Origin of the sequence: Chthonomonas sp., assembly GCA_016788115.1 — a bacterium.
Taxonomy (GTDB): Bacteria; Armatimonadota; Fimbriimonadia; order Fimbriimonadales; family Fimbriimonadaceae; genus UBA2391.
This window is the reverse complement of sequence record JAEURR010000003.1, coordinates 241,800-254,699: the sequence shown is the minus strand read 5'-3', so window position 1 is coordinate 254,699 and position 12,900 is coordinate 241,800. Positions and strand designations below refer to the sequence as shown.

The window sequence follows — 12,900 nt, the reverse complement described above, 5'->3', positions numbered from 1 at the left end:
ATGACTATGAAGAACCTCTGGAAACTCGCAGCAATCGGCGTGCTCAGCACGATCCTGATTGGTGCCCCCATCAAGGGCACGGCTCAGATCGACCCGGCGAACGTGAGCGTCCCGGCACTGGAACTCCAGCAAGCCGACGTCCGCGATGCGCTTCGGCTCCTGTTCAAACAGGTCGGAATCCCGTACTCCATCAACTCCGATGTGCAGGGCGAAGTGACGATCAGCATCACGTCTCCGACGCCGTTTGAGACGGTTCTTCGCAACATCTTGAACCAGGTTAATGCGACCTATCGAGTCGAAGGTGGCATCTACACGATCATCCTGAAGCCGCAAGACACAGGCTTCGGCGGTGGTACGGACACCACGGCTCCGATCACAACGACGACCACGACCAACATGCCGCAGCGAATCCAAATTCGCCACGCAGACCCGCTCTTGATCATTCGACTGATCAATGCCGAGTGGGATCCGACCATGCAGCCTGAGAACTCGGTCATCGTTTCCGGTGGCTTCGGCGGCGGCGGTGGTAATGGCGGCGGCGGCGGCTTCGGTGGCGGCCTCGGTGGCGGCGGCGGCAGCGGCGGTCTCGGTGGCGGCGGCTTCGGCGGCGGCGGTGGCGGCTTCGGTGGTGGCGGCGGCGGCTTTGGCGGCGGTAGCGGTGGCGGCAGCGGCGGTTTTGGCCGAGGCTAAATCAGGTAATGTCGCACGAGATTTGGATTTGACAGTAGAGGGATGAAGACGACTATGACGTTCAATAACGTGGCAAAACGACTGACTCGCGGAGCGGTACTCGCTCTAGCGGTGGTTGGCCAGATCGCATGGGCTCAGGTTAGCGGGCTCGCCAAGCGGGTGGACATCTTCCTGAAAGATGCAGACCTGCTCCAGGCAACTCAGATGCTGACTCGACAAACTGGCCTTCAGTTCGTGATTGCCCCGTCGCAGACTCCGTATGAGAAGGTCAACCTTTCTCTGTCGGGCGTGACTGCTGAAGAGGCGATCAAGTACATCTGCGAAGCTGCCGGCTGCTGGGCAGAGCGCGACGAGAATGGCGTCTTCGTGATTCGTGCGGGCCAGCGGCCAGCACGGTTGGCGAACAACCCTTCGGGAACGGCGATCAAGCGACCGATGAAGATCGAGCGCATCAAGATCATGAACGCCGACGTGCGCCACGTCTATGAAGCGATCTTCCAAGGCATCGCCCTTGATCCTGACCGCGGTCTCAAGGAAGTCAACACTTTCCAGATTGATCAGCGTGGAACGACTCAGATCCCGACCTCACAGGTCATGATTGGCGCAGGCGGTTCTGCGGTCATGAGCCCCGGCAACGCACTTCCGGTGAAGGGCGACAAGGGCACGCTTCCGACCGACTCGGGCAGCTTCCAGAACAGCGGTAACGACATTCAGCTTCCGGGAGAAACGGCCAACCAGGTCCGCGGCGGCGGTGGTGGCGGTAACGGCGGCGGTGGCGGCGGCGCGGGTCTTGGTGGCGGTGGCGGCGGTGGTAACACCGGCCAAGGTGGCGGCGCGATCCAGGCAGGCACGGGCTTCGCTCCCGATGGGCTTCAGCGCGTCACGTACGATCCCAGCGACAACTCGCTGATCGTGCAAGGCGACGACGAAGCGATCCAGCAGCTGCGACAGCTCGTGGCGATGTTCGACACGGTGCCCAAGCAGGTCATCATCAAGGTCGAATTCATCACGACCAGCCAATCGGTGGCTCGATCGCTGGGTATGGACTGGCTCTACCAACGCGGCGCGGTGAACGCTGGCAACCGACCGGGCACCTTCGCTCGCGTCGGCGACCCGATCTTCATCAACTACGCCACGGGCAACATCACGACGCGACTCCGAACCATCCTTTCGGATGGCCAGGGCAAGGTCGTCAACGCTCCGCTTATTCGAACTCTGAACAACCAGACCGCGTTCGTCACGCAGCAGAACCAGACCACGATCTTCTTGAACCAGACGATCAACGGCGCGGGCGGTATCCAGACGAACTCGGTGCCTCAGCAGATCACGATCAATACCGGCTTGGTGGTGCGACCTCGCATCAACGATGACGGCTATGTGACCATGTATCTGAACCCGACCATCGCTGACTTCGGTCAGTTGAAGCGCGGCCCGGACGGCCAAGAAATTCCCGACATTCTGACGCAGACTATCGGTGTCGTAGCCCGCGTGAAGAGCGGCCAGACGATCGCCCTCGGTGGACTGACTCGAAAGGCAACCACGACCTCCACGTCGCGATTCCCGATCCTGTCTGATCTCCCGATCATCGGTCAGCTGTTCCGATCGTCGAACACCCAGCGCAGCGACTCTGAGCTCCTCATATTCGTCACCCCGATTGTGGTCGAAGATGATCAGATGGGCGGTCTGGCTCCCTAATCCGTCGATTTCGACGCGATTCTCTGGCGCGGTGGGGCACTTGCTCCACCGCGCCGTTGTTTCACAATGAGCAAGATGCAACAAAGTTGGATTCTAATCGGCATGATGGGGGCCGGAAAATCCATGGTAGGTCGCGAACTCGCCAAGCTCAGCGGGCGCTCGTTCGCGGATACCGATGTGTTGCTCCAGAATCGCTTTGGACGCCCGGTATCGCAGATCTTCGCCACCTACGGAGAGCAGACCTTCCGGGATCACGAGACTTCGATCTTGCGCGAGATGCAGCCGGAAGGGATGGTGCTCGCGACGGGGGGCGGAATCATCCTTCGAGAGGAGAACTGGCGGCACATGCGTCGCATAGGGCTGATCATTTACCTGGACGTGCCCCGCGAGCGGCTGATTGAGCGACTGACCGTGAGCCGCAAGAAGCGCCCGCTCTTGGAGGTCGAAGGCTGGGAGCAACGGTTCGATGAAATACTGGAGTCGCGCTTGCCGATCTACCGCCAGGCCGACCTGTGCATGCCCATCGATCGGGACAACTCTGCCCAGGTTGCCCAGGCGCTCCTCACCAAGCTGGAGAAGATGAAGTGATCGTCCACCACTCGCGCGGATCCTATCCCATCGAAGAGCAGCACTTCGCCGAGTTTCTTGGAAGCTTGCCCGCCGAGCAGCCCGTCTTCATCGACTCCTCGGTCGCCGCGCTTTGGGGGCATCACCTTTCGCACCGCTTGGTGTATGAAGTCGCGTCGGGCGAGACTTCCAAGTCGATCTCTGAATTTGAGCGGTGTCTGGAGTGGTTGGCCGAACGCAGGGTCACTCGCGACGCGACGCTGGTCGCGATCGGCGGGGGCGTCGTTGGCGACCTCGTCGGATTCGTGGCAGCCGCGTACATGCGTGGCGTGCAAGTCGTCCAAGTTCCCACCACGCTTCTCGCCCAAGTCGATTCCTCGGTCGGTGGCAAGGTCGCGGTCGACCTTCGCGGCGGCAAAAATTTGGCCGGTGCGTTCCATCCTCCGGTTCGCGTGGTGGTTTGCCCGGACGCGCTCGGCACCCTCGCGCCTCGGCAGCTCATCAATGGCAGCGCGGAGGTCTGGAAGTACGGCTATATTGCGGATTCGGCGCTGCTGGAGGAACTGAGACGCGCTCCCATCGCACCCGGCAATCCGAAAATGGGCGAGTGGGTATGGCGCAGCATCGACATCAAGCGGAGGATCGTGGAGGAGGACGAGTTCGAAACGACCGGATTGCGGGCGACTTTGAACTTCGGTCACACGATCGGTCATTCGATCGAGGCCGAGCTCGGGTATCAAGATTTGCTCCACGGTGAGGCGGTCGCCATTGGCATGGTCGCGGAGGCGCGTCTTGGCGAAGCGCTGGGAATCACTCCCCCCGGGACAGCCGGGGACATTGAGCGCGACATGCTCTCGCAGGGGCTACCGGTTGCGATTCCTGCGGTGCTGGATGGCGAGCGGCTGCTGGCCCGGATGGCCAGCGACAAGAAGGCGACCCAATCCGGTCTCGCATTCAGTCTGATTGCCGGGGCCGGAGCGTGTAAACTTTGCAGCGAAGTCGACGTTCGGGCTGTGCGCCGACTGTTGGGCCTACCATGAAGATTTTCCGTCTCGTTTTGGGCACCCTTGCTGCCGTCCTCTTGGTCGGGGGATACGCGGGCAGTCAGGTTGCGGTATGGACGGGGACCCAAGCCGAATGGACACGTCGAATGGACTCTGCGCCGATGCCCTTACTGAGCGCATTGCTGGTCTTGGGTGCAATGGTCGCCGCGTTCATCAAGCCTGAGGAACCAGCATGATCGGCACCCTGCTGCGCATCCGCTATGAAGTCATCCAGGAACTTGAAGAGGGTCCCATTTTCCACGCCTACCGCGTGCGAGACCGCGTGGCAGGCAGGGAAGTCAAAGTCCGGATGATTCAGCCTCCGTTCAGCGAGGAGCCGGCGTTTCTGGACCGAGTGCGCGAAGTGATCTCGATAAGCAGCGCCCTTCAGCATGGCTCCCTTGAGCGGCTGATGGAATTGGACGAGCACGAGGGCCAACCCTTCATCGTCAGTGAACTCCCGCCGGGCACGCAGCTTCAGAGCAAAGTCCGTAAGCTCGCGCCGTTCTCCGCTCACGTGGCTATTGGGACCGCAATCGGGGTTTGCGAGGCGTTGAGCGTGCTGCACTCCGAGAACCAGTGCCATGGCGACGTCAGCAGCGCGAACGTTTTTGTCACCCAGGAGGGCAAGGTGAAGCTGGGACTGCCTGGCATGTGGTCGGCCTACGCGAGCAGCCGCACCGCCGCAGCGATCGTGCTCCCCGAGATGGCTCCCTACATGGCGCCCGAAGTCTCGCAGGGGGCGATGCTGTCGCCGCGTTCCGACATCTACGGAGTCGGCGTGATGCTGTTCGAACTGCTGACCGCTAAGTACCCCTTTAGTGCAGACTCGCCGAACTCGATGGCGGAGAAGCACGCAACCGCACCGGTTCCGAGTCTGCGGATGTCCAACCCCGGTGTGCCCGCGATCCTCGAAGAAATCGTCAAGAAGGCGATGGCCAAATCGCCCAACGATCGGTACCAGGACGCTCAAACGATGCTGAGCGACCTCCGGGTACTGCAAGACGCACTGCGCTTTGGGAAGCAGATTTCTTGGCCGATTCGCACGACCGGCCCCACGCCCGCGCCGACACCCGAGCCTGGTCCGCAACTGGTCGCGCCAAAAATGAGCGTCATTCAGAAGGAGCCGCGCGAGGCTCGGCCAACCAAGAAAGAAGAGGAGATCGATTTGAGCGATTCGTTGCCACGGTGGCTCGTTGCGCTGGCGTATCTGGCCATGCTGGCGATTCTCGCGCTCATCGGCGTTTACCTTTTCTGGAACGTCACGTCTCCCAAGCTCGTGCGCGTACCGAACCTGGTGGGCCAGAACGCGATACAGGCGGGCAAGGACCTGGAAGACCTGGGTTTGAAGCTCAAGGTCCAGGAGGTCGTTAGTGATAAACCGGAGGGTCGCATCTTGGAGATTGATCCGCCCGCGGACACTCGGCAAAAGAGCGGCGAGACGATATACGCCAAGGTCAGTGGCGGCCGGCGAATCGTGGAAATCCCGGACGTTCTAGGGCTTGAGGTTCGCGAGGCTCGTGATCTGCTCACAAAGTCGAATCTGAAGGTTGAGGTGAAGGAGGTGCCGAGCCGCGACTTCAGCAAGGGGCAAGTCGTGCGGCAGAATCCGAAGCCAAGGACCCAGATCGAGAAGGGATCGACGATTCAGATGTTCGTGAGCAACGGTTCGCGCGGATCGAATGAGCCGTCACGCGGAGAGCGCCGCGGATACGAGATGTCGTTCACTCTGACTGCGCCCATCGCCGTCCGCGTTCGCATCGATATGATCGACGACAACGGGACCGAGCAAGTCTATGAAGAGGACCATCAGCCGGGCGACGTCATCACAGTCCGCACCGCAGGCTACGGTGACAATGTTGTTTTCAAGATTTTCTATGACGGGGAGTTTGTGGCACAGCGCAACGCGCCGAAGGAACAGGCAGACGCCGAGGCTCGAACATGAAGACGCTTCTGGCTCCTTCGATCCTGAGCTTTGACCCGGCGGAATTTCGGCCGCGGATCGAAGAGGTGTGCGGGCTGGGGGCAGACCTGATTCATTTGGATGTGATGGACGGTCAGTTCGTGCCACCGATCACCTTCGGAGCGGACTTGGCGAAGCGCGCTGTGGAGATCGCGAGTTGCCCGGTTGAGGCCCACCTGATGACGATGACCCCTGAGCGGCATTTCGAGGCGTTTGCGAATGCGGGCTGTTTTCGCATCATCTTTCACGTCGAGGCGGTCATCCACTCGCACCGACTGTGCTCCGAACTTCGCGCGATGGGGATTGAGGCAGGAGTCGCGATCAACCCGAGCACGGATGTCGAAGCTTTGCGCCCATTGCTGGACGTGATGGACATGGCACTGGTCATGACGGTGAATCCTGGATGGGGTGGCCAAGCGCTGATCCCGTCTTGTTTGGAAAAGGTGCAGCGCCTCAGAAGTTGGCGGCCAGACCTGCCGATCCAGGTAGATGGCGGAATAGACGACACGACCGCGGCGACAGCCAAGGCCGCCGGCGCGAATGTCTTTGTCGTCGGTAGCTACCTCACCCGTGGTCCCATGGAGAGCGCCGTACAGGCGTTGCGATCGGCATGGCCCTGAATCGGTGGACGACCGCGTTCTTGCTGTTGAGCGTCGGGCTGCTGATCGCCTGGCCTTGGGTCGTCGGTCCTGCGCCGAACTCAAATATCCGCGCGGTCCTGATCCAACACGGCTTGCGCATGGTGGTGTACTTCGGCATTGTGTGCACTTCGTTCCTGGTCACGGCGTACCTGGCGCTGCTGGTCGCACGGCAGACCCGGCGCGAGTACATGGAGGACACCGTAGACAACTTCAAGCACTTGGTAGAAGGGAGCCTCAGAGATCATGAACGACCACGCACATTGGACGATGATGCGGCAGGCGATCGACCTTAGTCGCCAAGGGTTTACTGCGCCCAACCCCCACGTCGGCTGCGTGATCGTCCGCGACGGCGTCGTTGTGGGGACCGGATTTCACGACCATGCGGGTGGAGCCCATGCCGAAGTGGTCGCGCTCCAAGCAGCGGGTGAAGCGGCACGCGGAGCCGACGTATACGTGACGCTCGAGCCGTGCGTGCACCACGGACGAACACCACCCTGCACCGAGGCCCTGATCGCGGCGGGAGTGCGCCGGGTGTTTGTCGCGGTCGCAGATCCGAACCCGCGCGCCGGAGGCGGAGTCCAAGTGCTCCGCGAGGCGGGGATCGAAGTCGAGGTCGGGCAGTGCGGCGAAGAGGCAGCCGCTGCGAATGAACCGTTCTTGTTTGCTCACCGCGAAGCCCGTCCGTTTGTAGCGGTCAAGGCCGCGATCACGTTGGACGGTTACCTTGCCCGACCCGATGGGACAAGTCAGTGGATCACCGGTCCCGAGGCGCGTGAGGAGGGGCACCGGCTGCGTGCCCGCATGGGCGCGGTCTGCGTCGGCCGGGCGACCGTCGAGCAGGACAACCCGGCGTTGACGGCGCGCGTCCCGGGGGTGGTCAACCAACCGCTGCGCGTGATTCTCGACCCGACGGCGATGCTCCCAAGGACAGCCACTGTATTCGCGGACGAGAACCATTGGCATGTGACCGGGAGTGTCGACCTACACGCCATCCTCGCGGGGCTGAGGGAGCGCGGACACATTGGGTTGCTCGTGGAAGGTGGGGGCCACACGATCGGCTCGTTCTTGCGCGCGGATCTGGTCGATCGGATCCACCTCTTTGTCGCGCCGACACTGTTCTTGGAGGGTCGAACTTGGACCGGTACCGGACCGGCGGTTGACATCACTGAGCGGTTCAAGCTGAGGAGAACTCATAGTTGGGGCCCCGACATAGAGCTTGTGTACGAGCGACTCAACGGACAGTAGACCGCTCGGTAAAAAATTGAGAATAGTCTGGAACAACTACTGTCGCATCGTGGTCAATGATTCGGAGCACAGACTCTTCTCTCCAAATACCCCACGGCCCCGTCGCTTCCCCTCAGCGCGGGGCCAAACTCTGTTAGAGCCCCAGGAACCAGGCGTGCAGACGCGTGTCATCCGTTAGTTCTGGATGGAATGAAGTCCCGATCACGTGGCCTTGGCGCGCGGCGACGCACTTGCCGTCGTAGTGTGAGAGTGCCTGAACTCCGTCACCGAGCCGAGTGATGATCGGTGCGCGGATGTAAACGCCGAGAACGGGTTCGGGCAACCCCTCGAAATCGACCGAATCCTCGAAGCTGTGCACCTGGGCCCCGAAGGCGTTGCGCCTTACCGTCACGTCCAGCAGCGAGAGGCTGTATTGCTCGTGGCCCTCAATCTCGTTGGCAAGCAGGATGAGGCCCATGCACGTGCCCCAGATGGGCATTCCGGCTCGGACACGCTCGATGAGCGCATCCCCGAGGCCAAACCGCTGCATGAGCATGCCGACCGTGGTGCTCTCGCCGCCAGGAATGATGACGCGATCGACGCCTTGGAGGTCCTCGGGAGTCTTGAGCCCGCGGATATCCATGCCTGGGTCCAGCGCACGAAGCGACTTAACATGCTTCTCGAAGTCGCCCTGGATGGTGACAATTCCGACGGTGGTCTGGCTCATGGACGTGGTGGACGCCCGAGAGTGTACCGAAGTACAATGAGCCTGCATGTTGGACCTGATCGGCGTTCCGTTTGATCTGTGTGGCCGATCCCGGGGGAGCGCACTCGGGCCCGTCGCCATGCGCATTGCCGGACTGCACGAGGCCCTCACTGACTTGCGGCTCGAGTGGCGAGACCTCGGCGATCTGGAGACCGAACCGGACCCGGAACCAATTACCCAGGACGGCCTACGGAACTTCGCAGGCGCGGTGTCTTCGTACGAACTCGTCAAGCAGACGGTTCGCGATTCGATTTTGAGTGGGAACGTCCCCGTCGTGATGGCTGGTGATCACAGCAACTCCATCGGTTCGATCTCGGGTGCCCTCGAAGCGACGAACGGCGAACTGAGTGTCCTCTGGATCGATGCTCATGCCGACCTCAATACCCCCGAAAGCTCGCCCAGCGGCAACCTCCACGGGATGCCGGTGGCCGCGCTGCTTGGCCTGCCTGCGAACTCGGATGGAATCCTGGGAGCCCAGTGGCGACACCTGATCGAGTGCGTGATCCCCATGACGCGGCTGAAACGGGACCACATCGCGTGGCTCGGCCTGCGCGCGGTGGATCACGGCGAGCGGATGATTATCTCGACACTCTCGGGCTGCTTTGCGACGACGATGCAAGACATCGACCGTCATCGCGTGGACCGAGTGGTGGATGCGTTTGTGCACTGGATGAAGGCACGCAAGGGCCAAAAACTTTGGATCAGCTTTGATGTGGACGTCTTGGACCCGGTGTTTGCCGGAGGGACGGGCACGGCCGTGATGGGAGGGCTGAGCTACCGGGAGGGCCACTTCCTGGCTGAGCTGCTGCATCAAGCCGCTATGACGCACGACATAGAACTCGTTGGGTTGGATGTCGTCGAAGTGAATCCGCTTCTCGACGCCAACAATATGACGGCCAAGTTTGCGGTCGAATGGCTTTGCTCGCTCTTCGGCAAGCAGATCCTTGAGGGGCATGACCGCGTTCAATTCTGACCTTGCGCGGTCGGTGATTGTCGACGTGCTTCGGGCCGAAGGTCGCGCTCTCAACGAACTTGCTGCATCGATCGATCCCGCTTTCGTGACGGCCGTCCAGTGGCTCGTCGAGTGCCCGGGCCGGGTCATCACGTGTGGCATCGGCAAGTCGGGACACATTGCTCGGAAGACGGCGGGAACGCTCAGTTCGACGGGAACGCCCTCGCTGTTCCTTCACGCGGCGGAAGCCGTCCATGGCGATCTGGGCAAAGTCACGGCGGACGACATCGTGCTGCTGTACTCGCACAGCGGCGAGACGGATGAAGTCGTCAACCTCTTCGTCCCGTTGGGGGCGATTGGTGCACGAACGATCCTGATGACTGGGCGAGCCGAATCAAGCGCGGGCCGAGCAGCGAGCTTGGTGCTCGATACGGGCGTTCGGGAAGAGGCGTGTCCGAACAACCTTGCGCCGACGACTTCGACCACCGCGATGCTCGCGCTCAGCGACGCCCTCGCGATCGCCGCGATGACACTGCGCGGGTTCACGCGTGAAGATTTTGCCCGGTACCACCCGAGCGGTGCGCTAGGGAAGCGGCTGCTGCTGACGGTCGGAGACGTCATGCGCTCGGGCGACGATGTGGCCATGGTTCAGCCTGCCGATGCGGTCGTCACCGTTATGCGGGCGATCACCGCGGCGGGTGCCGGTGCGGCGTGCGTCGTCGATGAACGGCGGCACTTGCTCGGGTTCATTTCCGATGGCGACCTGCGGCGATGGTTCCTCGAAAGCGAAGACCCGCGTTCGGGTACAGCCTCGGACATGATGAACCCCACCCGCTGGACGTTGGAGCCGGAACTCATGGCCATCGAGGCCCTAGAGGTGTTCCAGAACCTTGCGAAAAAGGTGGGCGAGATGCCCGTCGTCGATGCGGACGGCACCCTACTGGGGCTCCTCGTCCTCAAAGATTTGCTTCGCTGCGGCATCGTTTGAGTGCCGGTATTTTCCTGCGGCTTTTTGGCCAGAGCAGGCGTCCTGAATGCAACTGCCGACCACGGAAGGCATTTATTTGAACTTTGTATGGACGCGAATATTATGCAGGACCAGGAAAATATGCAAGCGATTAACCTCTTTGATATGCAGGCCACCATTAAGGTGATCGGCATTGGCGGGGCAGGCGGCAACGCCGTGAACCGCATGATTGCCGAGAACGTAAGTGGTGTTCAGTTCGTCAGCCTCAACACAGACGCCCAGGCGCTGGATAGCAGCCAGGCGGGTGTGAAACTTCAGATCGGTGAGAAGGCAACTCGCGGCCTTGGTGCGGGCGGTGATCCCAGCGTGGGTGCCGCTGCGGCCCATGAGAGTGAGAAGGCAATCGCCGAGATCCTCGCCGATACCGACATGGTCTTCATCACGGCCGGTATGGGCGGTGGTACAGGCACCGGTGGTGCACCCATCGTCGCCAAGATGGCGCGCGAGAAGGGGATTCTGACCGTCGGCGTCGTCACCAAGCCGTTCCTCTTCGAGGGCCCTCGCCGACGAAAGCTCGCCGCGGACGGAGCCGAACGACTGCGCGCCGAAGTCGACACCATGATCACGGTGCCGAACGACCGGTTGCTGAACGTGGTGGACAAGCGCACGACGATGCAGCAGGCCTTTGCCGCCGCGGATGACGTACTGCGCCAGGGCGTCCAGGGGATCAGTGACATCATCTTGCTGCCCGGTCTCATCAACGTGGACTTTGCCGACGTGTGCACGGTGCTGCGCGAAGCCGGAGTGGCGCTCATGGGTATGGGGCGAGGTATGGGCGAGCAGCGCGCGCGGTTGGCCGCGCAGACTGCCGCGAATAGCCCCTTGCTGGAGACCAGCATCTACGGCGCAAAGAAACTGCTGGTGAACATCACCGCGGGCAAGAACTTCAGCATCGGCGAAGCGCACGAAGCGATGGAGTATCTGCAACAATACGCCGACCTGGAAGATGCGGAAATCTTCATGGGCCACGTGACCAAGGAGACCGAGCACGACGAAGTCTTCATCACGGTGCTCGCAGCGGGCATGCCCGAAGGTGCGCAGCAGCTTGATCCTCAGGTCTTCATGGGGAACGCGGGTGCCGTCCGCTCGGAAGTCCGGGTTGCACCGGTCGCTTCGGGGATGACCTCGGCTCCTCCGCCGATTACGATGGACGAGATCGACTTGGACATCCCGACCTTCTTGCGGAGGCAGAAGCTCGGAAGCTGAGGGGCTGTTGCCCCCTCGCCATCCGATGAATCACGTCTTTTGAACGCAACGTACTGGTCCAACACTAGCCCCGCCCAAAAGTGGCGGGGCATTTTTTTGTGTTCAACAGGGGTGATTATGGCCTTGCGCTAGCGGCAGATGGTTTGCCTTCTGAGAAAAGCTCACTCAAAGTGACAAATTCGTAGCCTTGCTCGTGGGCTATTCGGACGAAGTCGGGCAGCACCGCGAACGTCTGTCGTGCTCCGTTGTGTAGCAAGTAGACCGCGCCAGGCTGTAGGTCCCGCACCATGCGACCCAGGAGCACGTCTTGCGCAGGCTGTTGAAAGTCGAGCGGGTCGCTCGTCCACAGCGCCGTCTTGAGGCCTGCTCGGCTAGCTGCCCGGTAGACCGCGTGGTCACGCTTGCCACCGGGTGGGCGGCACCAGACGGGGGTCACGCCGCACGCATCTCGGATCGCTAGGTTGGCGGCCATGTAGTCGACCGAGGCATCCTCGTACGACACTTGGCTGAGCGTGGCGTGGCTGAAACTGTGGTTGGCGATTTCGTGTCCGGCGACCGCGATCGCGCGTGCCCCCTCCGGGTAGCGGCGTACCATCTTGCCGACAAGAAAGAATGTTGCGCGTACGTTGACCGCGCGGAGCGCGGCGAGGGTCTCGGAGTTGTTGGGCTCCTTGGGGCCGTCGTCGAACGTCAGGGCGATCTTCTTTGCGCCCGTGGGTCCGCCATAAATGACCCATATTCGGGGCTCGGTGCGCGCATCCGTCGCGGGTCGGGGGGCTTCAAATTCACGCTTCGCACTGATCCAATACGGGTCTGAGCGTTGCATGACCGCAAGATTCTTGAGTGGCAACATGGTGCCAGTTCTGTCCACGGGGAAGTGCGACCGGTCGACGACCTGACCGTCCTCGATCTGGACAGAGCGGGAGCTTAGCCAGGCGGCCCAGGGTCCCATGGAGGCATGCGCAACAACCGTCACTGTGAGCGAAATGCTCAGAGTGCAGAGCTTGAGGCTCGCGGCGGGTGTAATCTTGCGCATACGGTGGACCAATCCATGCAACAGCACGGGGATCATGGGGGTTCCGGCGACGCTGCCGGAGAGCCGTCGATGTTGACCGCTCAAAAGGAG

At 61.7% G+C, this 12,900-nt stretch carries 14 protein-coding genes; 12 read left to right on the top strand and 2 right to left on the bottom strand.

Annotated features, from left to right (window positions below):
* The first annotated feature begins 6 nt into the window (after positions 1-6).
* From JNM85_01475 to ribD, 9 genes are all read left to right on the top strand, one after another.
* Positions 7-690, top strand: a complete 684-nt coding sequence (locus JNM85_01475) for a hypothetical protein (GenBank protein ID MBL8086723.1) — start codon at positions 7-9, stop codon at positions 688-690.
* A 42-nt stretch (positions 691-732) separates the two neighbouring features.
* The gene (locus JNM85_01470) at positions 733-2,385 is read left to right on the top strand and encodes a hypothetical protein (protein ID MBL8086722.1); all 1,653 of its coding nucleotides are present in this window, start codon (positions 733-735) and stop codon (positions 2,383-2,385) included.
* A gap of 66 nt (positions 2,386-2,451) precedes the next feature.
* Entirely contained in the window at positions 2,452-2,973 is a 522-nt protein-coding gene (locus JNM85_01465; protein ID MBL8086721.1) for a shikimate kinase, read from the top strand.
* Positions 2,970-3,992 (top strand): 3-dehydroquinate synthase, encoded by a 1,023-nt coding sequence (aroB, locus tag JNM85_01460; protein MBL8086720.1) that lies wholly within the window; start codon positions 2,970-2,972, stop codon positions 3,990-3,992. Before JNM85_01465 ends, aroB begins: the two co-directional genes overlap by 4 nt.
* Complete coding sequence (locus JNM85_01455; GenBank protein ID MBL8086719.1) at positions 3,989-4,192, top strand: hypothetical protein; 204 nt, start codon at positions 3,989-3,991, stop codon at positions 4,190-4,192. Before aroB ends, JNM85_01455 begins: the two co-directional genes overlap by 4 nt.
* The gene (locus tag JNM85_01450; protein MBL8086718.1) at positions 4,189-5,940 is read left to right on the top strand and encodes a PASTA domain-containing protein; all 1,752 of its coding nucleotides are present in this window, start codon (positions 4,189-4,191) and stop codon (positions 5,938-5,940) included. The genes JNM85_01455 and JNM85_01450 overlap by 4 nt, the downstream gene beginning before the upstream one ends.
* The gene (locus tag JNM85_01445; GenBank protein MBL8086717.1) at positions 5,937-6,578 is read left to right on the top strand and encodes a ribulose-phosphate 3-epimerase; all 642 of its coding nucleotides are present in this window, start codon (positions 5,937-5,939) and stop codon (positions 6,576-6,578) included. Before JNM85_01450 ends, JNM85_01445 begins: the two co-directional genes overlap by 4 nt.
* Entirely contained in the window at positions 6,569-6,892 is a 324-nt protein-coding gene (locus tag JNM85_01440) for a hypothetical protein (GenBank protein MBL8086716.1), read from the top strand. The genes JNM85_01445 and JNM85_01440 overlap by 10 nt, the downstream gene beginning before the upstream one ends.
* Positions 6,843-7,844: a bifunctional diaminohydroxyphosphoribosylaminopyrimidine deaminase/5-amino-6-(5-phosphoribosylamino)uracil reductase RibD gene (ribD, locus tag JNM85_01435; GenBank protein ID MBL8086715.1), complete on the top strand. Its 1,002-nt coding sequence runs from the start codon at positions 6,843-6,845 to the stop codon at positions 7,842-7,844. The genes JNM85_01440 and ribD overlap by 50 nt, the downstream gene beginning before the upstream one ends.
* 133 nt (positions 7,845-7,977) lie before the next feature.
* Here the strand turns inward: ribD and pdxT are convergent, their stop codons facing one another.
* Positions 7,978-8,550 (bottom strand): pyridoxal 5'-phosphate synthase glutaminase subunit PdxT, encoded by a 573-nt coding sequence (gene pdxT / locus JNM85_01430; GenBank protein MBL8086714.1) that lies wholly within the window; start codon positions 8,548-8,550, stop codon positions 7,978-7,980.
* A gap of 46 nt (positions 8,551-8,596) precedes the next feature.
* Between pdxT and rocF the strand changes: the two genes are divergently transcribed.
* The 3 genes from rocF (at position 8,597) to ftsZ (ending at position 11,774) form a co-directional block, all read left to right on the top strand.
* Positions 8,597-9,562, top strand: coding sequence for an arginase (gene rocF / locus JNM85_01425; protein MBL8086713.1), 966 nt, complete (start codon positions 8,597-8,599; stop codon positions 9,560-9,562).
* Positions 9,543-10,529, top strand: a complete 987-nt coding sequence (locus JNM85_01420) for a KpsF/GutQ family sugar-phosphate isomerase (protein MBL8086712.1) — start codon at positions 9,543-9,545, stop codon at positions 10,527-10,529. The genes rocF and JNM85_01420 overlap by 20 nt, the downstream gene beginning before the upstream one ends.
* Before the next feature lie 120 nt (positions 10,530-10,649).
* A complete protein-coding gene (ftsZ, locus tag JNM85_01415; GenBank protein MBL8086711.1) occupies positions 10,650-11,774 on the top strand; it encodes a cell division protein FtsZ in 1,125 nt (374 codons plus the stop codon).
* Between the two features lie 115 nt (positions 11,775-11,889).
* Here ftsZ and JNM85_01410 read toward each other — a convergent pair whose 3' ends face one another.
* Entirely contained in the window at positions 11,890-12,894 is a 1,005-nt protein-coding gene (locus JNM85_01410) for a polysaccharide deacetylase family protein (protein MBL8086710.1), read from the bottom strand.
* Between the last annotated feature and the right edge of the window lie 6 nt (positions 12,895-12,900).

Coding starts and splice junctions, on each gene's coding strand:
- JNM85_01475 (MBL8086723.1), top strand. CDS start 7: ATGAAGAACCTCTGGAAACTCGCAGCAATCGGCGTGCTCAGCACGATC.
- JNM85_01470 (MBL8086722.1), top strand. CDS start 733: ATGAAGACGACTATGACGTTCAATAACGTGGCAAAACGACTGACTCGC.
- JNM85_01465 (MBL8086721.1), top strand. CDS start 2,452: ATGAGCAAGATGCAACAAAGTTGGATTCTAATCGGCATGATGGGGGCC.
- JNM85_01455 (MBL8086719.1), top strand. CDS start 3,989: ATGAAGATTTTCCGTCTCGTTTTGGGCACCCTTGCTGCCGTCCTCTTG.
- JNM85_01450 (MBL8086718.1), top strand. CDS start 4,189: ATGATCGGCACCCTGCTGCGCATCCGCTATGAAGTCATCCAGGAACTT.
- JNM85_01445 (MBL8086717.1), top strand. CDS start 5,937: ATGAAGACGCTTCTGGCTCCTTCGATCCTGAGCTTTGACCCGGCGGAA.
- JNM85_01440 (MBL8086716.1), top strand. CDS start 6,569: ATGGCCCTGAATCGGTGGACGACCGCGTTCTTGCTGTTGAGCGTCGGG.
- ribD (MBL8086715.1), top strand. CDS start 6,843: ATGAACGACCACGCACATTGGACGATGATGCGGCAGGCGATCGACCTT.
- pdxT (MBL8086714.1), bottom strand. CDS start 8,550: ATGAGCCAGACCACCGTCGGAATTGTCACCATCCAGGGCGACTTCGAG.
- rocF (MBL8086713.1), top strand. CDS start 8,597: ATGTTGGACCTGATCGGCGTTCCGTTTGATCTGTGTGGCCGATCCCGG.
- JNM85_01420 (MBL8086712.1), top strand. CDS start 9,543: ATGACCGCGTTCAATTCTGACCTTGCGCGGTCGGTGATTGTCGACGTG.
- ftsZ (MBL8086711.1), top strand. CDS start 10,650: ATGCAAGCGATTAACCTCTTTGATATGCAGGCCACCATTAAGGTGATC.